The sequence below is a fragment of the Anabaena sp. FACHB-83 genome (assembly GCF_014697485.1).
Classification (GTDB): Bacteria; Cyanobacteriota; Cyanobacteriia; order Cyanobacteriales; family Nostocaceae; genus Nostoc_B.
The window spans coordinates 97125-120255 of sequence record NZ_JACJRY010000003.1; the positions used below are offsets into that span (position 1 = coordinate 97125).

At 43.0% G+C, this 23131-nt stretch carries 18 protein-coding genes; 11 read left to right on the forward strand and 7 right to left on the reverse strand.

What is annotated here, in order from left to right:
* The first annotated feature begins 124 nt into the window (after nucleotides 1-124).
* From lipA to H6G79_RS04605, 6 genes are all read left to right on the forward strand, one after another.
* Nucleotides 125-1033, forward strand: coding sequence for a lipoyl synthase (lipA, locus tag H6G79_RS04580; protein ID WP_190590038.1), 909 nt, complete (start codon nucleotides 125-127; stop codon nucleotides 1031-1033).
* A 46-nt stretch (nucleotides 1034-1079) separates the two neighbouring features.
* Complete coding sequence (locus H6G79_RS04585; RefSeq protein ID WP_190590073.1) at nucleotides 1080-2003, forward strand: NAD(P)H-dependent glycerol-3-phosphate dehydrogenase; 924 nt, start codon at nucleotides 1080-1082, stop codon at nucleotides 2001-2003.
* A gap of 148 nt (nucleotides 2004-2151) precedes the next feature.
* A complete protein-coding gene (locus H6G79_RS04590; protein WP_190590037.1) occupies nucleotides 2152-2373 on the forward strand; it encodes a hypothetical protein in 222 nt (73 codons plus the stop codon).
* A complete protein-coding gene (locus tag H6G79_RS04595) occupies nucleotides 2351-2608 on the forward strand; it encodes a type II toxin-antitoxin system RelE/ParE family toxin (protein ID WP_062295366.1) in 258 nt (85 codons plus the stop codon). Before H6G79_RS04590 ends, H6G79_RS04595 begins: the two co-directional genes overlap by 23 nt.
* 841 nt (nucleotides 2609-3449) lie before the next feature.
* Entirely contained in the window at nucleotides 3450-4700 is a 1251-nt protein-coding gene (gene sigC / locus H6G79_RS04600) for an RNA polymerase sigma factor SigC (RefSeq protein ID WP_190590036.1), read from the forward strand.
* Between the two features lie 415 nt (nucleotides 4701-5115).
* Nucleotides 5116-5571: a Fur family transcriptional regulator gene (locus H6G79_RS04605; RefSeq protein ID WP_062295370.1), complete on the forward strand. Its 456-nt coding sequence runs from the start codon at nucleotides 5116-5118 to the stop codon at nucleotides 5569-5571.
* Nucleotides 5572-5740: 169 nt separating this feature from the next.
* Here H6G79_RS04605 and H6G79_RS04610 read toward each other — a convergent pair whose 3' ends face one another.
* On the reverse strand, nucleotides 5741-6964 hold the full coding sequence (locus H6G79_RS04610; RefSeq protein WP_190590035.1) for a peptidoglycan-binding protein: 1224 nt from the start codon (nucleotides 6962-6964) through the stop codon (nucleotides 5741-5743).
* Nucleotides 6965-6973: 9 nt separating this feature from the next.
* Nucleotides 6974-10930 carry a cobaltochelatase subunit CobN gene (cobN, locus tag H6G79_RS04615; protein WP_190590034.1) on the reverse strand — a complete coding sequence of 1319 codons (3957 nt, stop codon included), beginning with the start codon at nucleotides 10928-10930 and terminating at the stop codon, nucleotides 6974-6976.
* 136 nt (nucleotides 10931-11066) lie between these two features.
* Here cobN and H6G79_RS04620 point away from each other — a divergent pair, with 136 nt between their 5' ends.
* The 3 genes from H6G79_RS04620 (at nucleotide 11067) to H6G79_RS04630 (ending at nucleotide 14134) form a co-directional block, all read left to right on the forward strand.
* Entirely contained in the window at nucleotides 11067-13013 is a 1947-nt protein-coding gene (locus tag H6G79_RS04620) for a GAF domain-containing sensor histidine kinase (protein WP_190590033.1), read from the forward strand.
* A 171-nt stretch (nucleotides 13014-13184) separates the two neighbouring features.
* Complete coding sequence (locus tag H6G79_RS04625; protein WP_190590032.1) at nucleotides 13185-13415, forward strand: hypothetical protein; 231 nt, start codon at nucleotides 13185-13187, stop codon at nucleotides 13413-13415.
* Between the two features lie 32 nt (nucleotides 13416-13447).
* Nucleotides 13448-14134 (forward strand): N-acetylmannosamine-6-phosphate 2-epimerase, encoded by a 687-nt coding sequence (locus tag H6G79_RS04630; RefSeq protein ID WP_190590031.1) that lies wholly within the window; start codon nucleotides 13448-13450, stop codon nucleotides 14132-14134.
* A gap of 112 nt (nucleotides 14135-14246) precedes the next feature.
* Here H6G79_RS04630 and H6G79_RS04635 read toward each other — a convergent pair whose 3' ends face one another.
* The 5 genes from H6G79_RS04635 to H6G79_RS04655 form a co-directional block, all read right to left on the reverse strand.
* Entirely contained in the window at nucleotides 14247-15194 is a 948-nt protein-coding gene (locus H6G79_RS04635) for a D-2-hydroxyacid dehydrogenase (protein WP_190590030.1), read from the reverse strand.
* Between the two features lie 348 nt (nucleotides 15195-15542).
* Nucleotides 15543-16316, reverse strand: coding sequence for an ATP-binding cassette domain-containing protein (locus tag H6G79_RS04640; RefSeq protein ID WP_190590029.1), 774 nt, complete (start codon nucleotides 16314-16316; stop codon nucleotides 15543-15545).
* Nucleotides 16317-16398: 82 nt separating this feature from the next.
* Nucleotides 16399-17223, reverse strand: coding sequence for an aliphatic sulfonate ABC transporter permease SsuC (gene ssuC, locus H6G79_RS04645; RefSeq protein ID WP_190590028.1), 825 nt, complete (start codon nucleotides 17221-17223; stop codon nucleotides 16399-16401).
* Nucleotides 17220-18353 (reverse strand): FMNH2-dependent alkanesulfonate monooxygenase, encoded by a 1134-nt coding sequence (ssuD, locus tag H6G79_RS04650; RefSeq protein ID WP_190590027.1) that lies wholly within the window; start codon nucleotides 18351-18353, stop codon nucleotides 17220-17222. The genes ssuC and ssuD overlap by 4 nt, the downstream gene beginning before the upstream one ends.
* A gap of 121 nt (nucleotides 18354-18474) precedes the next feature.
* Nucleotides 18475-20142: an iron uptake porin gene (locus H6G79_RS04655; RefSeq protein ID WP_190590026.1), complete on the reverse strand. Its 1668-nt coding sequence runs from the start codon at nucleotides 20140-20142 to the stop codon at nucleotides 18475-18477.
* 1023 nt (nucleotides 20143-21165) lie between these two features.
* On the opposite strand from H6G79_RS04655, the gene H6G79_RS04660 reads away from it, so the two are divergent.
* A complete protein-coding gene (locus tag H6G79_RS04660) occupies nucleotides 21166-22791 on the forward strand; it encodes an FAD-dependent oxidoreductase (protein WP_190590025.1) in 1626 nt (541 codons plus the stop codon).
* Complete coding sequence (locus tag H6G79_RS04665; protein WP_190590024.1) at nucleotides 22788-23117, forward strand: 4Fe-4S binding protein; 330 nt, start codon at nucleotides 22788-22790, stop codon at nucleotides 23115-23117. The genes H6G79_RS04660 and H6G79_RS04665 overlap by 4 nt, the downstream gene beginning before the upstream one ends.
* Nucleotides 23118-23131 lie beyond the last annotated feature (14 nt).

Sequence of the window (23131 nt, forward strand, 5' to 3'; positions counted from 1 at the left end):
ACCAGAAAATTAGCTGATCTAAAACTGCATAGATGTCATCACAACAAAATAACCAATGACAACTATATATATAGATTGCTTGCTAGGATTAGATTTGTATAACTTTCAGTGGTAAAAGCGGATTGTGACAGTAAAGCCAGACTGGTTGCGAGTTAAAGCGCCTCAATGGGAGCGCGTTGGTAACGTTAAAGAAATTTTGCGGGATTTAGCACTCAATACGGTTTGCGAGGAAGCATCCTGTCCGAATATTGGTGAGTGCTTCAATGCGGGTACTGCCACTTTTTTGATTATGGGGCCAGCTTGTACCCGTGCTTGTCCTTACTGTGACATTGATTTTGAGAAAAAACCAAAACCTTTAGATCCTACAGAACCAGCCAGATTAGCCGAAGCAGTCCGCCGTATGAGGCTAAATCATGTGGTGATTACTTCTGTTAACCGAGATGATTTACCTGATGGTGGTGCTTCGCAGTTTGTCGAGTGCATTACGGCGGTGCGGAATGTGTCACCTCAAACCACAATTGAGGTATTAATTCCTGATTTATGTGGTAACTGGGATGCTTTGGCAATAATTCTACAAGCTAACCCAGAAGTAGTTAACCATAATACAGAAACGGTTCCTCGCCTGTATCGTCGGGTGCGTCCCCAAGGAAAATACGATCGCACATTGGAATTATTGCAGCGATCGCGGCAAATAGCACCTTGGCTCTATACTAAATCGGGCATCATGGTAGGACTTGGCGAAACCGATAGCGAAATTCGCCAAGTGATGCAAGACCTACGGGCAGTCGATTGTGATATTTTGACAATTGGGCAATATCTCCAACCCAGTCAAAAACATTTGCAAGTCGATACGTTCATTACCCCGGAACAATTTGCTGCTTGGCAAGCCTTTGGTGAAGAACTCGGATTTTTACAAGTCGTTTCTTCTCCCTTAACCAGAAGTTCATATCATGCAGAACAAGTCCGGGAATTAATGGAACGTTATCCTCGACGAGTGCTGAGTGCTGATAAATCAGTTATCAGTCATCAGTAAACAGGGAGTAGACTTGATAACTGATAACTGATAACTGATAAAAGTGGTGCAAGAAACTACCATTGCAATTTTAGGTGCAGGTGCTTGGGGTACAGCTTTAGCAAATCTAGCAGAGGCCAATGGTCACAAAGTTAGACTATGGTCACGTCATGGCACAGAAACACTAGAAGCTGTTCTCCAAAATGCTCAAATAGTGCTATCTGCTATTTCCATGAAAGGGGTAAGAGATGTTGCTTTGCAAGTAAAATCTTGTCCCCTTTCACCAGAAACAATTTTTGTCACAGCAACCAAAGGCTTAGAACCACAAACAACTGCTACGCCGTCACAAATTTGGCAAGCTGCATTTCCTGATCATCCAGTAGTGGTATTATCTGGCCCGAACTTATCAGCAGAAATTCAACAATCATTACCAGCTGCAACCGTAGTGGCCAGCAACATCACCACTGCGGCGGAAAAAGTGCAGTTAATATTTTCTGCACCACGTTTCCGGGTTTATACAAATCCCGACCCCCTGGGTGTGGAATTAGGGGGAACACTCAAGAATGTGATGGCGATCGCAGCTGGTGTCTGCGATGGCTTAAAATTGGGAACCAACGCCAAAGCTGCTTTAGTCACCCGTGGACTTACAGAAATGGTTCGCATCGGCAATTTTTTAGGTGCGAAAACGGAAACTTTTTATGGTTTGTCTGGTCTGGGAGATTTGTTAGCTACCTGCAATAGTCCTTTGAGTCGTAACTACCAAGTCGGCTATCAAATGGCTGGTGGTCAAACCCTGACAAATGTCCTCGCTAATTTGCCAGGAACGGCCGAAGGAGTTAACACTTGCCAAGTTCTGATGCAATTAGCCAAGCAGCAAAATATTTATATGCCAATTACAGAGCAAGTTTATCGCTTACTCCAAGGTGAAGTTACTCCTCGACAAGCACTCGATGAACTAATGCTACGAGATATCAAGCCGGAATATCACTGAGTGAGTCAAAAGTAAAAAGTTAGAGATAAAGGAGATTACATGGAACTTTCTGTTATGCTTTTTCTCCCTGTACTACTGAGTATTTGAGAGATTATGCAAAAAATTGATTGTGATACCATAAATTCAACCTGAAGCATGAGTTTTTCTTATGGCTACCTTACGAGACATTGAAGCAGCCATCAAACAATTACCTGAAAGTGATATCCGCCAACTCTCTGTGTGGCTACAAGAGTATTTGGATGAGATGTGGGATCAGCAAATTGAAACAGATGCAGTGTCAGGAAAGTTGAATAAGCTGATTGCTAAAGCAGAGGCAGATATTATAGATAACAAAGTAAGGGATCTTGATGAAGTCCTTCACAACCCCTGACTTTTGGCAGGCCTATGCAAAATTAGCTCCAGAAGTTAAGGAACAAGCAAGAAAAGCATATCAACTTTGGCAAGAAAATCCTGTGCATCCTTCTTTACACTTCAAAAAAGTAGACAAGAATCTATGGTCTGCGCGTATTAGTGGTGGTTATCGCGCATTAGCTTTGAAAAAGGGCGACGATTATTATTGGTTCTGGATTGGTAATCATGACGAGTATGAAGCTCTGCTGAATTAGACGATGGTTTCAGCTATCAATTACAGATGATATAGGACTCATATTTGATTTATGAAAAAAACCAGTACACCCAGGTCAGGCTTTTTTCCTACTCCCTACTCCCCATTCCCTACTCCCTGCCTATCGCGCTTGCGCTGCGCTTCTCTGCGAGACGCTTTGCGAACGCGCACCACACAACTAGATTCAGAAATCAAATCGGATTCCTTCCTATACTCAACCGAGTTTGGTAGCGAGTTGAGGCGGCTACATTAGATATAAGAATAATGTCCAGGGTGCGATCGCCCAAAATTGGTGTAGCAACCTGACTGGGATGAAAAGCTATTCATCATTACTTTTTCCTCGGTTGCCTACTTTGCCTGTCTAAACTCTGCCTTTGTTTTACTTCACATATTCCCGAAAAATCCCTAGACAGAAAATACTAAATCGTCAGGAAATTACTTTAATAACCATGTAGATATGACTAACCCAATGTTAAACATAAATTTACTGACAGATGTTTATACCAGTTAAAAAAGTAACACTTAATACATATTACGTCGAAATGCTGATTAGGTAGCTCAGAATTTAAAGCTTATCTGTAGATTTGAATAGCTATTGGTTCAATCAAATGTTCAACGGCCGAAGGATTTCGGCATTAATGTTGGAAACACTAGTGCAGTTTTTGAAAAAAAATTGTATTGGAATCCTCTACCGTGTTATTTCATCGTGAATCACGGGAACAATAGCAACAGTTGATTTTGATTAGCTGACCCTTCGGGGAACGCAGTCGCTTACGGAGGTTATATCCTCCCGCCGCGCTGACTCACCGTAATCTATTGTTACCTGGAGCCATTGAGACGATATGCCAGCAACATCTTTTTACCCGGATGCCGCCTACAATTCCCAAAAGTCCCGCCAGGTTTTAGACCCAGATATCACGGTTGACGACGGTGATTTATCGGTCGAAGAGCTTCACGATTTGGAGATAGTTTCTGTTGACCCTGCTAGTTTTGGCGCAAATACTAATCGCCGCAGTACAGACCTGGTACGTCTATATCTTCAGGAAATTGGACGAGTCCGGTTGTTGGGGCGTGATGAAGAAGTTTCAGAAGCTCAAAAAGTTCAACGTTACCTACGGATGCGGACAGTACTTGCCAATGCTGCCAAGCAAGGTGATGCTGTAGTTGAGCCTTATTTGCGATTAATTGAAGTTCAAGAGCGTTTAGCATCGGAGCTTGGCCACCGTCCATCATTAGAAAGATGGGCTAATACTGCTGGTGTGCAAGTGTCGGATCTCAAGCCGATTTTGTCAGAAGGTAAACGCCGTTGGGCAGAAATTGCCAAAATCACAGTCGAAGAATTGGAGCAAATTCAATCTCAAGGACTGCAATCTAAAGAACACATGATCAAGGCGAATCTACGTCTTGTGGTTTCTGTTGCCAAGAAATACCAAAATCGTGGCTTGGAATTATTAGATTTAGTCCAAGAAGGAACTCTTGGTTTAGAAAGAGCCGTAGAAAAATTTGACCCCACCAAAGGTTATCGCTTTAGTACTTATGCTTACTGGTGGATTCGTCAAGGGATTACAAGAGCGATCGCAACTTCTAGTCGCACAATTCGCCTCCCAGTTCATATTACAGAAAAATTAAACAAAATTAAAAAAGCGCAACGCAAAATTGCTCAAGAAAAAGGTCGGACTCCGACTTTAGAAGACTTGGCAATTGAATTAGAAATGACACCATCTCAAGTGAGAGAAGTGTTGTTGAGAGTGCCACGTTCTGTTTCTCTAGAAACCAAAGTTGGTAAAGATAAAGATACAGAGTTAGGAGAATTGCTAGAAACCGATAGCGTGACTCCTGAAGAAATGTTAATGCGAGAATCTTTACAAAGAGACTTGCAAAATCTGTTAGCTGATTTAACTAGCCGCGAACGAGATGTCATTCTGATGCGGTTTGGTTTAGCTGATGGTCATCCTTATTCTTTAGCCGAAATTGGCCGCGCCCTGGATTTATCACGGGAACGAGTACGCCAAATTGAATCGAAAGCTTTGCAAAAGCTCCGTCAACCCAAGCGTCGTAATCTCATCCGCGACTATCTAGAGTCTCTGAGCTAATTGATGTATGAAGTGTAAAGTGTGTAGACGCGCTTTGCGTGGCTTCCTGTTCGCGTAGCATCTCCCTTGGGAAGAAGGGTAGCGTGACGTATGAAGATGAAGTTTTATCCTTCATTCTTTACACTTCTATAGATTTTTGACTTTGGATTCTTCCGTTTTAGCACAGTTAATTTGGATTTTAGTGCTAAAAATTCTCTAGCTTATGAAAAACTTTTGCAGCTAGTCTTGGCTATACTGCCAGACACTGCTGCTGAATTGTCCGAGAGTATGGGATCGCTACTCAAGTAGGGATTTAAGAACTTTACGGATTATTTATGGGAACTTAACAAAGATTGTCAATAAGCATTGTTTGTTGCAAATTGCTCCGAACATTTGTTATATTCTCAACTAATAGGCTTTGTTGAGAAAAATTAGTATGACTGTCTACACAACTACTTCACTCAAAGCAGAGTTAAATGAAAGAGGCTGGCGTTTAACTCCCCAACGAGAAACAATTTTACACATTTTTCAAGAGCTACCACAAGGTGAACACCTCAGTGCCGAGGATCTTTACCATCGATTAGAAACCGATGGCGAAGGTATCAGCCTTTCAACTATCTACCGGACGTTGAAGCTGATGGCACGGATGGGCATTTTGCGGGAATTGGAATTAGGCGAAGGTCATAAACATTACGAAATTAACCAACCTTACCCGCACCATCACCACCATTTAATTTGTGTCCGGTGCAACAGTACAATTGAGTTTAAAAACGATTCGATTTTAAAAATTGGTGCGAAAACTGCTCAAAAAGAAGGGTTTCATTTACTCGACTGTCAAATGACCATTCATGCAGTATGCCCCAAGTGCCAAAGGGCATTAATGCCGCTATAGCATTGGGGCAGGATAACCAAAGAATTTTGGATTTTAAATTTTGGATTTTGGATTGATCAATCAGCCAATCTAAGACTCAATTGGTGATAGACCAAAAAATCTAAAATTGGCAGAGTTATCGGAGGGAAGCAACCTATTGGGGATTCACATCGACAAGCCATAGCGGATGTTAAAAGCGTCCGCTTCTAATATCACTAAGACTGACACCGTAAAATTCTTGGGCTTGCTTAATGGCTTTTCTTGTGTCTTCTGCCATAACACCATTGAGCTTTCCTTTATAAAAGCCCTTGTCTCGTAGCCGTCGTTGAATTTCTAAAACACTAAAGTCGCTTTTGGGCGCATTGCTCACCTTACTATATAACCTAGCTCTGGTGGTAGGGCCAGCAATTCCACTGGCGGCTAAGTAATTGTCAGATTGGAAGCGGCGTACAGCATCGGAAGTGTAAGAACCAAAGTAGCCGTTTGGTTCTCCTTGTAAATATCCGGCTTTAATTAATTGTTCTTGCAGCATTCTCACGGCTTCACCGCGATCGCCCATGCGAAGATTATCTTTATCAGCTGCACGTCTTGGCGGAGCATCTTCACCATAACCTACACCACTCCCTGGCAGTTTGCTGATAGTTGCCGGGCCAACAATCCCATCAACGTTTAGTTTATAGGCTTCTTGGAACCGCTTCACCGATTCTTCGGTAATGGGGCCAAATATCCCTGTCGCATTTCCGTAGTAGTAACCTGCTACCCGCAATTTTTCTTGCAGAACTCTCACTTGTTCCCCTTCATCACCTCTCATCAGGTATTGAGAATTACTGCGTTTGGTAGCTTGGGTTGTGGTTTTGTTGACTGATGTACTAGATGTACTAGCAGCCGCAACTCTTGTGGTTTGAGTTGTCCGCACAACTGTTGGTTTTTTTGTACTAGATGTACTAGCAGCCGCAACTCTTGTGGTTTGAGTTGTCCGCACAACTGTTGGCTTTTTAGCTTGGTTAGTTGCAGATGACTTACGCCAGTTGTCTAGTTTTTGGATTGCACTTGCACCCATCACGCCATCAACAGGTAAACCCGCAGCTTTTTGGAAGCGTCGGACAGCTTCTTCTGTGGGGAAATCGTAAACTTGCGTGATAGGTGCTTGATAAAAGCCTGCTTGTTGGAGTTTTTGTTGCAGACTTCTCACAGAAGGGCCTTGATCTCCTCGCTCTAGAGCCAAGACACTATTAACACTACTGAGAATAGACAAGGTAAGCGCCAGAGGTAACATATACTTCCAAGCCTTACCAGAGAGTTTACTCCAGTCTGGGGCTGAGGCTTTGTTTAATAAATCACTCAGCAACACCAAGTCACTGGATTCACAGTCTTCATAGGCGAAAGCTAGGTGCAAATATGCAAGGTTGTCCATAGTAGATTCCTACACCGTTGATTTGTCTGGAATATATTTTTCTTCGATGGCTGCTTCTGCTTGATGTACTAAATTTCTTAAATTTTCCAGTGTCAGTATATCGACATTCTCCCATAAACCACGCTGGTGTGCTTCAAGTAATCTTTCAGCAATATCACGCAACGCATGAGGATTATTGTACTGAATAAATTCGGAAACGGTAGTATCAAATAAATAAGACTCCGCTATCCCTTGATACATATAGTCTTCTACGCATTTGGTCGTGGCATCGTAGGCGAATAAAAAATCAACAGTTGCTGACATTTCAAAGGCACCTTTATAACCGTGGCGCATAACTCCGGCAATCCACTTAGGATTAATCACACGGGAACGATATACTCGCGCAATTTCTGTTTGCAGTTTGCGGATGCGGGGATTAGCGGGAATAGAATGATCACCGAAGTAAATTTGCGGATTTTTACCTTGCAAAGAACGGGCAGCAGCCGTTAAACCACCTTGAAATTGATAATAATCATCAGAATCGAGCAAATCATGTTCGCGGTTATCTTGGTTTTGCAGAACAATTTGCATTTGCTGTAAACGTTGCCCAAATGCTTCTGGCGCAGCAATTCCGGTGAGTTTGCCCTTTTCTTGGCTGGCAGTAATGCTGCTGTAGGCGTAACAACTCCAGTTGATGTAGGCGCGGGCTAAATCTTGGTCATCAGTCCAATTTTGCGATTCCATTAAACCTTGGAGTCCCGCACCGTAAGCACCGGGTTGAGAACCAAAAATGCGATAACGCGATCGCAACTTGGCCTCTGATTCTGGTAATCCTTGCGTTACCCAATACTCTGTATCTTGCTGCACTTGCACTGCTAAGGGATTTTCCTCTGGCGATTCATCCAATGCGGCGACTGCGATCACTGCTTGTTCAAATAAGTCAATCAGATTGGGGAAGGCATCACGGAAAAATCCAGAAATTCTTAAGGTAACATCTACACGCGGACGACCCAAAATCGACAGGGGTAAAATTTCAAAATCGATGACTCGCCGCGCTGCACCATCCCACACAGGACGCACACCCAACAAGGCTAAAGCTTCAGCAATGTCATCACCACCAGTCCGCATGGTTGCTGTCCCCCACAAGGATAAGCCTAGTGTTTTGGGATACTCGCCATGTTCTTGGGTGTAAGTTTCAATTAAGTTCTCTGCTGCTTTTCTACCGACATCCCAGGCTGTTTCGGTGGGTAAGGCGCGGATATCTACTGAGTAAAAGTTTTTGCCTGTGGGTAAAACTTCTGGTCTGCCGCGTGTGGGTGCGCCGGAAGCGCCACTGGGGACGTATCCGCCATCAAGTCCATGCAGTAAGTTGGTGATTTCTGCGGGGGTTTGTTGGAGGGCGGGGAGGAGTTTGGTGTTGATCCAGTCTAGGGTTGTGTTGAGTGCTGAGTGCTGTACACTGAGCGAAGTCGAAGTGTGAGTGCTGAGTGCTGAGTGGGGGAGTTGTTCTACTAGTTCGGCGGCTTGTTGTTCTAGGAGTTCGACTACATCGCCGATGGTGCGACAGGATTTTATTTTCGCGCAAAGGCGCAAAGGCGCGGAGAGTGATTCTGAGGGGGTGAAGGGGGCGCTAAATTCGTCGGTGAGGGGGTCGATGTCTAATCCCCAGGCTTGGGATAGGGCGCGGGTGATGCCGATGGAGTGGCGGTTGGGGATGCGGGCGATCGCAACTATTAAGTCGCGTAGTTGTCTATCTTGGGGACATTGCCCGAATATATGCAAACCGTCGCGGATTTGAGCTTCTTTGAGTTCGCATAGATAACCATCTAATGAGTTTAATATTGATAATTCAAAGTTGAAGATGGCTTCTTTGTTTTCTAGTCCTAAGTCGAGGTGGAGGTTTTCGTTGATGACGAGTTCGCGGATGCGATCGCGGATGGCTGGTAATCGAGAAGGATCTAAACTTTCGGCTTCGTAAAATTCATCAATTAAGTTTTCTAATTGTTGCAAAGCCCCATACAATTCTGCACGAGTCATTGGTGGTGTGAGATGGTCGATAATCACCGCTTGGGCGCGGCGTTTGGCTTGGGAACCTTCACCCGGATCATTAACAATAAAGGGGTAGAGGTGAGGCATTGCACCAAAAGCAACTTCGGGATAACAATCGCTGGATAAAGCTAAACTTTTCCCTGGTAGCCATTCCAGGTTGCCATGTTTGCCAAGATGTACCACAGCATCCGCACCAAAGTATTCTCTTACCCAGTAATAAAAGGCTAAATAAGTGTGGGTTGGTTCTAAATCTGGGGCGTGATAATTCAAACTAGGGTCGATATCATAACCCCGCGCTGGCTGAATCCCAATGAAAATGTTGCCGAGTTGGATTCCGGGAATGGGAAAAGGAGAATGGGGGTAAGAAATTTCTTCTTGATTCTCTACTCCCGACTCCCCACTCCCGACTCCCCACCGTTCCTTAATACCTTGTTTAACTGATTCTGGTAATGAGGCGAAATATTCCTGATATGCTTCATTTGAAAGACTTTGCTGAATGGGGCGTAATTCTCTGGCTTCGGGGTCATTGGTTACGCCATCTGTAAGAAGTTTGATTAATTCGTTACCATCTTTTGGCAAGTCATCTACTGCATAACCAGCCATTTGTAAGGCTTTGAGAACTTCTACGCAACTGGCGGGAGTATCTAAGCCAACACCATTAGCAAGGCGACCATCGCGGTTTGGGTAGTTAGCCAAAATTAGGGCAATGCGCCGTTCTTGTGGTGGTTTAGTTCTGAGACGTACCCAATTAGCCGCAAGTTGAGCGACAAAATCGATGCGATCGCTCACTGGTTCATAAACAACGACATCTGTTTCTAGGTCAGAATTGCGTGTTTGCAAAGCTTTAAAAGATACTGCGCGGCTGATAATTCTGCCGTCCACCTCTGGTAGTGCCACATTCATAGCAATATCACGGGGAGACAAACCTTGAGACAGTGACTCCCACTGTTCCAGCGAACCACCACTGAGAATTACTTGTAAAACTGGCACATCTAGTTTTTGCCAAATTTCTGTTTCGGGTGCTTCTGTGTCTAAACGCGCCAAAGAAAAACTAGTAGTATTCAAGAGGATGGCTATTTGTTCAGCATCTTTTGGCTGGAAAATTTCACTCAATTCATCTTGTACACTGGGGTCACGTAATGAAGAAACAAACACTGGCACTGGTTGTAAGTTTCTGTGCGCTAAAGCTGTACACAAAGCATCAATTACCTGAGTATTTCCCGCCAGATAATGAGCGCGGTAGAACAAAATACCCACTTTGGGGATTGGGGAGTCGGGAGTTGGGAGTCGGGAATCGGGAAGAGGAAGTTCGGGATTTTTCTTTCTGTATTCCTCCTGTGTGAGTAAGGCTGTTTCACCACTCCCCACTCCCCACTCCCTACTCCCAATTGTCCATTCATACAACCCCACACGAGGAACAATTTGCGGTGGTAGGGGTTGAAAGGATGTTTCTAAACAAGTGTCAGCAATAAATTGCAAAGCATTAACAAAATTATTAACACCGCCTTCATTGAAGTATTGCCATGCTTGGTTAACAATCTCTACAGGTACAGTAGATTGAGCAACTAATTCTGGGTCGAGGGCATCATCTCCAGGCATTACAATTAAGGTTGTACCGTTACGTTGTACAATTTCCTGCACGACTTCTAAACCGTAACCCCAATATGCACGTCCGCCTAAAAGACGTAAAATAATTACCTCGGCAAGTTCTAAAACTTGCTCGCTGTATGTGTCAATAGTGATTTGTTGTTGTAACTGCAATAAGTTAGCGACTCTTAATGCAGGAAAATTCGTCGGTAATTTGGTAACTGCTGCTGCCAAAGTTTGAATGTCAGTATCCGCAGCCGTAATAAATATAAACGGTGCTGGAGTTTGTTCTAAAAACATTAAACTTTCTGACTGATTCCATCCGACTGATTTAGCATTTATTCGGTGCATGATCCCGCCTTACCGTCTTAAACTGTTGGTTAGAACACGATTTAAAGAACATTTCAGCCTAGCACAGCCAGTTGCTAAACAAGAGGTAACACCTCCCATAAACTGGTTCTTCAACCCCTCTCACTAGACTTTGAAAATGCTTAGTTCACCTGATTTGAGCTTTTCTCAAAATTTGCCTTTAGTTGTATTTAATCAGCTTGGGGAATTGTTACAGCAAATGGCTCAATCTGTGGAAAGTTCTGTGCTAGTGCTGACAGAATCTGTGCTGGCTAGAGTTCTCATAACTGAAGAATGGCAAAGTCAAAGATTCACTTTGGTGGTTTCAGAACAGTTTAGTGCGCTGTTACGAGGCGCTTTGACGCAGGAGGAGCAAGAAGCAGAAGAAAATCCCCACTCCCCATTCCCAACTCCCAACTCCCAACTCAGCACTAGCTTGACGTTTAATTCAGAAGCGATCGCCGACTTTGTTAACAATTTGAAGGGTTTGTTTGCTAGTGATTGCGAGACTTATCAAAATCTTGACTACTACAGTCAAATTCTCCGCCCTAATGATGCTACCCTTCAAAGTCGATTCACGCTGTTGTTATTAGAGTATCTGCTACCTCAAAAACATCAGGCGGTAACAGAATCTTTTAATACCAGTCAGTCAGAGAATGCTTGTCAAGCGATTGAAATTGCTTTACAAAAACAAATCTCCCAAGAGCGATTGTTAAATCAAGTTACAACTCAGATTCGCAAAAGTTTAGATTTGCCAGTGATTATGGCAACTGCGATCGCCCAAGTGCGTGAGTTTTTGAAGTTAGACAGGTTAGTAATATATAAATTTGAAAGGTCAGGGGTCAATACCCAAAACTCTACAGCAAATGGGCAGAGTCCTACTCCATCCCTGATCTCAGACTGGCAAAAGTATGGTGGTTGCATTGTTTATGAAGTCAGGGCGACGGATGAGATTTCTTCGGTGTTACATTCCCAAGAGACAACTTGCTTTACTCGCCATTCGCTTTGCTGGGAGAAGTATCGCCAAGGTTTTACCTTAGTGGTGGAAGATGTGGAAAAAACTTATGCGCTGGAAGAGTGTTTGTTGAATTTTCTCCGCGCTAATCGAGTTAGGGCAAAGTTAGCAGCCCCAATTATGTTTGAGGAAAAACTCTGGGGTTTGTTAATTGCTCATCAGTGCGATATTCCGCGCCAGTGGACTGACAATGAGCGAAATTTACTTTCTTCCATTGCTGAACAATTAGCGATCGCTATTCATCAATCAGAGTTAATGCGATCGCTCACTCAAGAAAAACAAACGCTCGAACAACGGGTGTTAGAGCGTACAATGGCTTTACGTGATGCTTTATTGGCTGCTGAAGCTGCCAGCCGTTTACGTAACGAATTTCTTGCCACCATTAGTCATGAATTACTCACACCGTTAACTTATGTAATTGGGATGTCTTCTACTTTGTTACGTTGGCCGATAGGTGAATTGAGCCAACGACAACGAGATTATCTGCAAACCATCCACGACAGTGGCGAACATTTATTAGAAATGATTAACGACATCCTGGATTTATCACAAATCGAGGCTGGAAAAACAGTTTTAAATATTAATGAATTTTCTTTGGCAAAGATAGCGGAAAGTGCTATATCCGCCTTAATTGATAAAGCGAATAACCAACAAGTTACCCTCAAACTGGATTTACTAATTGATCCTCGACGCGATATCTTTAGTGCTGATGCCGAGCGTATCGAACAAATTTTATGGAATTTGTTAACCAATGCGATTAAATTTACACCAGAAGGTGGCAGTGTTACTCTCAGAATTTGGGTAGAAGATAATACTGCTGTTTTTCAAGTTGAAGATACAGGAATTGGGATTTCTGAAGAGCAATTACCATTAATGTTTGAGAAATTTCAGCAGTTAGATACGCCTTATCGTCGCCGTTATGAAGGTACTGGATTGGGTTTAGCTTTAACTAAACAACTGGTAGAATTGCATCGGGGTCGAATTGAAGTAGAATCGACTGTGGGTATCGGCTCTATTTTTACTGTCTGGATACCTCCCCAATCTGCGAAAGTTCTCAGTGGTGAGTCATAACTGGTGAATTTTGCGATCGCTCCAGTTCAGTTGTTAAAAAAATATTTTATTTGCTCACGTAAAGATAAGGGAGACAAGGGAGACAAGGGAGATAGATATTTGTAAATGATTTAGGGTTGCTATACGTAATCAATGTGAATATGAAAGTCAAATACAAATAAAAATTCTACTATGGCAGAAATTGAAGACTTAGGTGTAAGTGTAGAAGAATATTTAGATGGATTGGCCGCAGGCATTGACATTCTGGAATTGAAGCGGTTAGAAGCCAAGGGGATTCCTACCCATTTAGCTTTAGAATTGATGGAAATTACGCCAAAAGTAATTGATGGCACAGCTACTCCTGAAGAAGTTGTCAGAGGATTAATGATTCTGACTCCATCTCTCAGAGAGCAACTGGAATAATTGAGATTGTATATACAGTAGTTCTATCTCAAATGACCAATGACCACTTAATTCATACCTTAAAAAACGGACTGATTGTATCTTGCCAAGCACCTGTTGATTCACCTCTACATGAACCAACTATTATTGCTGCAATGGCGCAGGCTGCGGTTAATAATGGTGCTGTTGGTGTACGTATAGATACTCCAACTCATATCCGTGCGGTAAGAGAGCGAGTGCAAGTGCCGATTATTGGGTTATGGAAACAAGTAATTCCTAAATACGATGTATACATTACACCCCAGTTTCATCATGCTACGGCTGTGGCGGTGGCTGGAGCCGATATAATTGCGATCGATGCTACAACAAGGCATCGTCCTGATGGTGAGACAGTGGCAGAGATCATCAGCCGCATACATCAGGAATTAGAGAAACCAGTGATTGCTGATGTGGATACAATTGAAGCCGCTAAAGCCGCCGCCTCTGCTGGTGCAGATATTATAGCGACGACTCTTTATGGCTATACTCCCAAAACTAATAATGATTCTCCACCTAGCTGGGAACTTTTAACTCAGATATTAGAGGAGTTAAAAGTTCCGATAATTTGTGAAGGAGGAATTTCTTCACCGCAAATGGCACGCCACGCTTTAAATTTAGGTGCTTATGCTGTTGTAGTTGGTACTGCAATCACTGGCATTGATTTGCAAGTGAAGAATTATCAACGAATCATGCAAAACTGAGGATAATGTTGAATACTATTCCACGGAATTCCTGATACAAATTCCTTGACCTGCTCTTGCTACTCTAGGGCAGGTTTATTTCAGACAATCAGCTAAGAATGCTACCTTCTTTCTAATACCCTGCTTGCTTATCTACGACATTGCGTAAAGGCTGAGAAGTTTGGTAGCGGTTGAAGTTGTCCAGAAATAATTCCACTGAACGCTGTTTGACTTTGGGAGAATGACCAGAACAGTGAGGGGTAATAAAAATATTGGGGACTGACCACAAAGGGCTATCATCTGGTAATGGTTCTGTAACTACTGTATCTAAAGCAGCACCAGCAATCCAACCTTCGGTGAGGGCTTTAATTAAAGCTGATTCATCAACCACAGCACCACGAGCAATATTAATCAGATAAGCATGAGGCGGCAGCGATCGCAATACAGTCTCATCAATTAAATTATGGGTTTCTGCTGTCAGGGGTGTTGCAACTACAACATAATCCGCCTCTGGTAAATATGAACGCCATTCATCAACACCGACAACCTGATCAAAATTTGCTAATTCTTGTGGGTGGCGACGAGTACCAATAATTTTCATCCCAAAAGCTTTAGCACGAGCAGCGATCGCTTGACCAATACCACCAGCACCGATAATTAACAAAGTAGCATCAGTTAATTCTTGAATCGGAAAACCTCTTTTCCAGTGGTGTTCTGCTTGTAAGGCTTGCAATTCAGCCAGATTTTTAGCATGAGCAAGTATATAAGTTAAAACAAATTCTGCGATCGGAATTGCATGAACACCTGCACCATTCGTCAGAATCAAGTCCCGTTCTAAATAAGTCGGAGTCAAAATATGATTTACTCCTGCATTCGGCGCATGATGCCAACGTAAAGCGGGTGCTGCTGCTAACACTTTATGCAACACATTGCTTTTGAGAAAAAACCAACTTAAATAAATCTCTGCATCCGTCGCATCTTGATCAAGATTGCCATCACTATCAACCAGTACAACCTTAGTATCTGCCGATAGATGTGGCTCAATTTCGGCAGCGATTTCGATAGGCAAAATGATTTTCATAGTTTAAGTCACCGAATTACAGGGTCGTTTTTTCTTGTGCGGAAACTTGACTGGGATCAGGATATGATGGCGTAGATTTTTCTATGGACTTACGCCTCAAAACGAAAAATCAAGGGTTATGGCGAGGGTTCAGGGGTATAGGGGAGCCACTGGCGTGGGCGGGTTTCCCGACTTGAGCCAAGTGGCGTGTGTACTGATTCAAAATCCTTACACCCCAAACCCTTTCACCCTTACACCCAATCTCCACAGATAATCTTTGTGCGTAAGTCCTGTTCTATCTACACCATCACAACCCCTACACTCCTTTGTCACACCCTTTACTTTTCCTATCACCACATTATTCTTGAATTAATAACTGCCCAACTGCAATAATTCCTTGTAAGCATAGCTACCTTCTCGATTCATTACTTGGTCGAGAATTGTTTCTCTGATGCTCACAAATACTTCATTACCTCTATCTCTGGGGCGGGGGAGATTGACAGGTAAATCAAGAGCAATTCTGCCGTCTTCAATTAAAATTACACGGTCTGCTAACGCTACAGCTTCTTCCACATCATGAGTTACTAAAAAAGCTGTAAACTGCTGTTCTTGCCACAGTTTTTCAATCAATTTTTGCATATCAATTCGAGTCAGAGCATCTAACGCGCCTAGAGGCTCATCTAATAGTAATAAACGGGGTTGACTCACTAAGGCTCTAGCTAAAGATACCCTTTGTCTTTGTCCTCCAGAGAGTACCGATGGCCATTCTTCCCCTCTATCATCCAATCCCACCTGTTCTAATGCCCACTGGGCTTTTTCGCGCCAATTGTTTTGTAATCCTAAGCCTACGTTTTGAATGACGCGCTTCCATTCCAACAAGCGGGGATCTTGGAACATCACTCTGACGGAACTACTCAATTTCCGTAATGGTTCTCCATCTAACAGAATCCCGCCAGCACTTGCTTTTTCTAACCCAGAGACAAGGCGTAATAAGGTACTTTTACCACAACCACTACGTCCAACAATGGCAACAAATTCTCCAGGTGATACTTCCAAATTAATGGAATTTAAAACAGTTTTTTTACCGAAAGCCTTCGTTAAATCTAAAATACTTAGTTGGGTTCCTTGTGGATGAATACTCATAATACCTCCTTAGTACATTGTCCATTTTTGTTTGTGAGAAAACCTACTCCCTACTCTCTTTTTTGATGAGAAGTGAGAATTACTAGACATTTTGATAATTAGGATGCCAAGCCAACCATTTTCTTTCTAAAAATCTGGCAGTTGCATCTGCTAATTTGCCCAACAAGGCATAAATAAAAATACTCAAAACTACAACATCAGTTTGCATAAATTCACGGGCATTCATCGCCATGTAGCCTAATCCAGAATCAGCAGCGATTGTTTCGGCAACAATCAGTGTCAGCCACATAATTCCTAAAGAAAAGCGTACACCGACAAGAATTGAAGATAATGCCCCTGGTAAAATGATTTGCCACAAAAGTTGTACGGGCTTTAATCCATAGACTCGTCCCATTTCAATCAATCCTGGATTGACGCTACGAATTCCATGAAATGTATTTAAATATAAAGGGAAAAATACACCCATAGAGACAAGAAATAATCTGGCTTGATCACCAATACCAAACCATAAAATTACTAGGGGAATTAATGCCAAGTTAGGGATTGTTCGCAGCATTTGTAATGAACTATCCAAGAGTTTCTCTGCAACAGGAAAAATCCCATTGAGTAAACCCAAACTAAACCCAATACTGCCCCCAACTAAAAAACCAGAAATTGCTCTTCCGGCACTAATTCCTATATGTTGAAATAATTCGCCACTGGCAGCTAATCTAAGTGCTGTAATTACTACGCCACTGGGCGCAGGTAAAATCCGATTGGAAAGTAAACCAACTCTGGATGATAACTCCCAAAGTATGACTACACTAATCGGCACAATCCAAGGGACTATTTTTTGGACTTGCTGATTTTGGAATAACTCACTCAGCGAGATGCTGATATTTTTGGTGTTTTTTAAGGTAATAGTCATGAGGCACTCGTTAGTTGTTTCGCAAATTTTTCACTGGCGATAGAAGTCAAAACTGGTTGTGTGGATGGTGCCGGTTCAGTTTGCAACGGCAGGTGCGGAAATAATAATTCGGCAGTCCGATAAGCTTCTTCTAGATGGGGATATCCAGAAAATATGAAGGTTTCTATGCCTAGTTGTTGATACTCCAACATTCTGGCGGCTACGGTATCGGGATCACCAACTAATGCTGTACCAGCACCACCTCTGACTAATCCAATTCCTGTCCAGAGGTTAGGGCTAATTTCTAGAGTTTCTCGACTGCCGTTGTGTAGTTGTGTCATCCGTCGCTGCCCCTCGGAATCGGAACTAGCAAAGGCTTTTTGGGCTTGGGCGATCGCATCTTCATCGACGTATTTAATCAACTCGTTGGCTGCATCCCAAGCGGCGGACTCGGTTTCCCGCACAATGACGTGCAAACGAATCCCAAAACGCACGCTTCTACCTTGGGCTGCTGCTAGTTGCTTAACTTCAGCAATTTTTTGGGCGACTTGTTCTGGGGGTTCTCCCCAAGTTAAATAAGCATCTACGTGTTTGGCGGCAACACGCTGGGCTGCTGCTGATGAACCGCCAAACCAAAGTGGCGGATAGGGTTTTTGAAGGGGTGGAAATAACAGTTTACCGCCTTGAATATCCAGGTATTTACCTTGGAAATCCACTGTTTCCCCACTCATAATTCCCCGCCAAACTGTGAGGAATTCATCAGTTAAGTCATAGCGATCGTCATGACTTAGATGCAAGCCATCCCCTGCTAATTGCTTTGGTTCTCCACCTGTGACGACGTTAATTAGCAATCGCCCATGCGACATTCTGTCAAACGTTGCTGCCATCCGTGCCGCAAAGCTGGGTGAACTAATTCCAGGACGAATCGCTACTAAAAACTTCATCCTTTTGGTAACAGAAATGAGTGAGGCGGCTGTTATCCAAGCATCTTCACAAAAAGGCCCTGTGGGCAATAAAGCGCCTGTATAGCCTAAGTTATCTACAGCTTGGGCAATTTGCTGTAAATACTCTGGAGTTGCATCCCGTCCCCCAAGTTGTGTTCCTAAATATTGTCCGTCACGCGCCGTAGGTATAAACCAAAGAATTTGCATTATTGTTAAGCTAACTTAATAAACTACGGTTTTTCGGTAGAGTTACCGTATTTAATAGTGATGATTATACCGTAAATCATGAGAAACACAAGTCCAAATTTGACAATTTCTTTTTTTTGTCTTAGAAGCTAAAGGTAGTCCGCAATGCACCTACCCAAATTGCATCATTAGCATCGTTATGTTCTGGACTTGTAATCACATAAAAAGTTGGTGTCACCCGCACGTTATCATTCACGCGGAATGTATAAAAAGCTTCTAAATGTAAAGACGTATCTGGGTCTTCCCGACGTGCGGCGTTTGCTCTAGGCCGATAATCGTTGCTCGTAACTTTTGGTGGTACACCCACGATAAATCCACCAACATTACCTTCTTTAAATAAGTCTGGAAAAGCAAGTGTGAGTGCGCCATTAATGATTGTGGCATCGTTATCAGGTCCACTTTCTTGATGAGCCAATGTATAGCCAAACCAACCACCAACAACAACGCGACGGCTGGCTCTCCAATTAAATTGCAACCCAAAGTTATCGGTTGAGGTGGAGTTTTGTTCAAACGGATTTCTGGCGAAAGCACTACCTGTACCACCAGTTAAGTTAAACCCAGTTCTAGTCCCAAAATATTTATGTGCGTAGGTGAGACCAATATCTAACTGACGGCTGGGCGATAAAGTTAGCTGACTGAAAATGATGTTATTAGCATCAGTAAATCCGTTACCTGTGCCATTAGGGACACTAGCCTGGAGGTTATCGGCTGTGTAGGCTAAACTCAATTGTATTTGATTACTAAATTTGTAACCCAAAGCCGCACCAGCACCATCAAAACCAGGTCTGTAAACAGTTGGGTTAAATGTGGCAAATCGAGAAACAGCGCCATTTAGCCCACCTATAGCAGAGTTTAAAGTTGGAGCATAAAGAGCTGGTTGCAATGCTCTTGGCCCTACCCAAATAGTGGCATTTTTCCCTAGAGGAAAACGGTAGACTAATTGGCTTAGAAATACGCCTTCATCATTACCTCTATCAAATGTGAACCGCGTCATGGCTGTGCCAGTGCTGCTGGTTAAGTTAGGAATAGTGTTGGATGATAAGATGGCTGAAAGTTGGTCTCTGCCCGTAAAGCTAGTTTGTAAAATTAACCGAGAGCGATAGCCAAAAACGGTTTGAGTATCATCTTTTGTATCATTGGCGGGGCGATTGTTGGCGCGATCGCCAAAGGTATCAGCTACTATAAATACAGCATCACCCACTAGTTTAGTCGTAGTAGAAAATTGATTGGCTTCTACTTCCGCAGTCCGCGCTTCTAAACTATCTAGTCTTGCGCGTAATTGTTGTAATTCCGGGGCGAATTCTGCTTGTAGTTTTTCCAGTGTCGCTAAATCTTCTTTCTTAACTAAATCAGCAGTATTAGAAGCAATCAACTCACTCAGGCGGTCAAGTGCAGCATTTAAACCTGCGGCGAATTCATAGCGACTTAAAGCACGGTTGCCTTTAAATGTACCATCTGGATAGCCTGCGATCGTACCATAGCGTTCTACCAGAGATTGCAAAGCCTGAAATGCCCAATCTGTCGGTCTGACATCAGATAGTTGCGAAACTGATGTCACTTGTCCAGTCATTTCAGTGGCAGAATTGTTGACTTCCTCAAGTTGCGTAATTGTCTTGGGGATTTCTTGTGTTGCTTGAGTTTCTGTTGGTGTGACGTTAGAAACATCTGCATTTGCTACTGAAGATAGAAATAAAAATCCATAAAAAACGGTGGGGATCACTAGCAAATGTTTCCACAAAAATTTAGACATGGGTTGTTCTCACAAAATCTGGATTTATGTTCTAGCAAAGGTAATAAAACCTTATGTAAGAGCAAAAATAGGGATGATATTATTCCTGGAATTTATGTTTTCCAAGTTATTTAGTTGCAATATTTACTTGTTAACTATCAATCAATTTTTACAAAACAATTTTGTCAGCATGAAGGAATGATAATTTTAGGAGTTAAGATGCTGAGACAAAACAGAAAACATTGATCAAGCAAAGAATCGATTATCCTGGATTTTTGGGAAATTCCTATTTATGATTCCTGATTGCTGAATTCTTAAAAAATAATTAAACACTGAATCAATGCAGATGCTGATAAATTTTGTTTCCGACAATCCAAATCCTTTAGTTCCATAGATTATTAATTCAATTGCCCCGATTGAACTAATAAAATATTATTGATGATTCATTTTTTCAGATTTTATGGTGTATTTGTCAAGCGAAAAATTCAAATTTTTATACAAATTTCATGACAAATAAAAGTTGTTTGGAGAAAATTACACATTTCTAGTAAAAATTTTTAACTGGCATAATTCGGCTTGTAAATCTAGTGATAATATCTCGAAGTACCTAGTTGATATCAATTTCTGCCAACTCAACAAACATCAGAGTCGGGTTGGTAATGATAGATAAATAGCCCAAACTTGGTTTATGTTTGATACTAGATACTTAAACAACGGTAAATCGATAGAGTTTATGTTGTTTAGGATTACTCTTGTGATATTTGCATAAACTAATGTAAAAAGCAAGCCATTTGTCTGGGCATAAAGGCTGCTTCATATAACGTTACTTGGGAATTGATCAAAGAGGCTTGCTTTTTTTAGAGAACCATGAGAGACTTCGTTATGGTTAAAACTACGGTAAATTGGTCAAGTTACCGTATTAATAAGACAAATCTGCTAATCATCAGCCACAAAAACTGATGTACTAGGACTGTTATTAAGCAGTTAGCAGAGTAAGAAAAGAATTTTCTCCGGTGTGCAGCTATCAATGGGGAGAGAAGGTGAATGTTGAAGACGTTGGTAAATAATTTTGCACTCAATTTAGAGGCAGATGTACTTGTAATTGGAGGTGGCCCGGCAGGTACATGGGCTGCTTGGAGTGCTGCGTCTGGTGGGGCGAGGGTGGTATTGGTAGACAAAGGTTACTGTGGTACGTCGGGATGTGCGGCGGCCTCTGGTAATGGCGTGTGGTATGTACCACCCGAACCAGAAGCACGAGAGACTGCAATGGCGAGTCGAGAATCATTGGGGGGATTCTTAGCCGATCGCAGTTGGATGAAGCGTGTTTTGGATCAGACATTTACGAACGTCAACTTATTAGCTGATTGGGGTTATCCCTTCCCCACCGATGATGAAGGTAAACCATATCGGCGATCGCTTCAAGGCCCAGAATATATGCGGCTAATGCGGCGGCAAATTCAACGTGCTGGAGTCAAAATCTTAGACCACAGCCCCGCCTTAGAACTTTTGGTAGACGCAGAAGGCAAAGTTGCCGGCGCAACGGGGATTAACCGCCAAACTCATGAAAAGTGGAAAGTCATTTCAGGAGCGACCATCATCGCCACAGGTGGTTGTGCATTCTTGAGCAAAGCGTTAGGGTGCAACATCCTAACTGGGGATGGTTACTTGATGGCGGCAGAAGCAGGTGCCGAAATGTCGGGTATGGAGTTTTCCAATGCTTACGGCATCTCTCCTGCCTTTTCCTCAGTCACCAAAACCCTCTTCTACAACTGGGCTACCTTTACCTATGAAGATGGCACGCCCGTACCTGGCGCAGGTTCCCAACGTGGACGTTCTGTAATTGCGGAAACCCTACTGCAACAGCCTGTTTACGCAATTTTAGATCAAGCGTCCCCAGAAATGCGCTCATCTATGCGTTCAGCCCAGCCCAACTTCTTCTTACCCTTTGATAGAGCGCGAATCGACCCATTTACCCAGCGTTTTCGCATTACCTTACGCCTAGAAGGTACAGTACGCGGTACAGGTGGCATTCGGATTACCGATGACACCTGTGCTGCTTCCGTTCCTGGATTGTATGCAGCTGGTGATGCGGCTACCCGCGAATTAATTTGTGGTGGGTTCACAGGTGGCGGTAGCCATAATGCCGCTTGGGCAATTTCCTCTGGTTATTGGGCGGGAAATTCGGCGGCGCAGTATGCCTTAAGCTTAGGACAGCAAGCAAATCAACGCCTAGTTCGCGGCGTGGGTGAAGCAGTATTACAACCAAAAGCTGAGAACGCTTCTAGCCCAAACATCAACGAATTTATCCAAGCCGTACAAACCGAAGTCTTCCCCTACAATCGCAATTACTTCCGCACAGAAAAAGGCTTATCCGATTCTCTTTCCCGCCTGGATAACCTGTGGCAAATAATCCGCGATACCCAAATAGAAGACAGTCAACTCATCCGAGCGCGAGAAGCAGCCGCAATGGTAGCGACAGCAAGATGGATGTACAACAGTGCCTTAGAACGCAAAGAAACACGGGGTATGCACAAACACCAAGACTATCCCCAACAAGATGCTAATCAACAGCATTACTTAATTAGCGGTGGTTTAGATCAAGTTTGGGTCAAAACTCAACCACTCAGCAGTACCGATAAATCTTTATCAGTAGCAGGAGCAGCAGCGTGATTGAGTTAGTCAGCGAGTCACGATGTATTCAGTGTAATCTCTGCGTTAACGTTTGCCCTACCAACGTATTTGATATTGTATCTGATGCACCGCCCACAATTGCACGTCAAAGCGATTGTCAAACCTGCTTTATGTGCGAATTGTACTGCCCCGTTGACGCTCTTTATGTAGCACCAGACACGGAGCTACAAACCTCAGTTAACGAGGCAGAATTGGCGGCTACCGGATTATTGGGCAGTTACCGCAAAAATGTTGGTTGGGGAAAGCAGCAAACTTCTACTGCCAAAACCGACCAAACATTTCAAGTCTTAAAACAGATGAAATAAGGAGTAATCAATAT

Coding starts and splice junctions, on each gene's coding strand:
- H6G79_RS04590 (WP_190590037.1), top strand. CDS start 2,152: ATGGCTACCTTACGAGACATTGAAGCAGCCATCAAACAATTACCTGAA.
- H6G79_RS04595 (WP_062295366.1), top strand. CDS start 2,351: ATGAAGTCCTTCACAACCCCTGACTTTTGGCAGGCCTATGCAAAATTA.
- sigC (WP_190590036.1), top strand. CDS start 3,450: ATGCCAGCAACATCTTTTTACCCGGATGCCGCCTACAATTCCCAAAAG.
- H6G79_RS04605 (WP_062295370.1), top strand. CDS start 5,116: ATGACTGTCTACACAACTACTTCACTCAAAGCAGAGTTAAATGAAAGA.
- H6G79_RS04610 (WP_190590035.1), bottom strand. CDS start 6,964: ATGGACAACCTTGCATATTTGCACCTAGCTTTCGCCTATGAAGACTGT.
- cobN (WP_190590034.1), bottom strand. CDS start 10,930: ATGCACCGAATAAATGCTAAATCAGTCGGATGGAATCAGTCAGAAAGT.
- H6G79_RS04620 (WP_190590033.1), top strand. CDS start 11,067: ATGCTTAGTTCACCTGATTTGAGCTTTTCTCAAAATTTGCCTTTAGTT.
- H6G79_RS04625 (WP_190590032.1), top strand. CDS start 13,185: ATGGCAGAAATTGAAGACTTAGGTGTAAGTGTAGAAGAATATTTAGAT.
- H6G79_RS04630 (WP_190590031.1), top strand. CDS start 13,448: ATGACCAATGACCACTTAATTCATACCTTAAAAAACGGACTGATTGTA.
- H6G79_RS04635 (WP_190590030.1), bottom strand. CDS start 15,194: ATGAAAATCATTTTGCCTATCGAAATCGCTGCCGAAATTGAGCCACAT.
- H6G79_RS04640 (WP_190590029.1), bottom strand. CDS start 16,316: ATGAGTATTCATCCACAAGGAACCCAACTAAGTATTTTAGATTTAACG.
- ssuC (WP_190590028.1), bottom strand. CDS start 17,223: ATGACTATTACCTTAAAAAACACCAAAAATATCAGCATCTCGCTGAGT.
- ssuD (WP_190590027.1), bottom strand. CDS start 18,353: ATGCAAATTCTTTGGTTTATACCTACGGCGCGTGACGGACAATATTTA.
- H6G79_RS04655 (WP_190590026.1), bottom strand. CDS start 20,142: ATGTCTAAATTTTTGTGGAAACATTTGCTAGTGATCCCCACCGTTTTT.
- H6G79_RS04660 (WP_190590025.1), top strand. CDS start 21,166: ATGTTGAAGACGTTGGTAAATAATTTTGCACTCAATTTAGAGGCAGAT.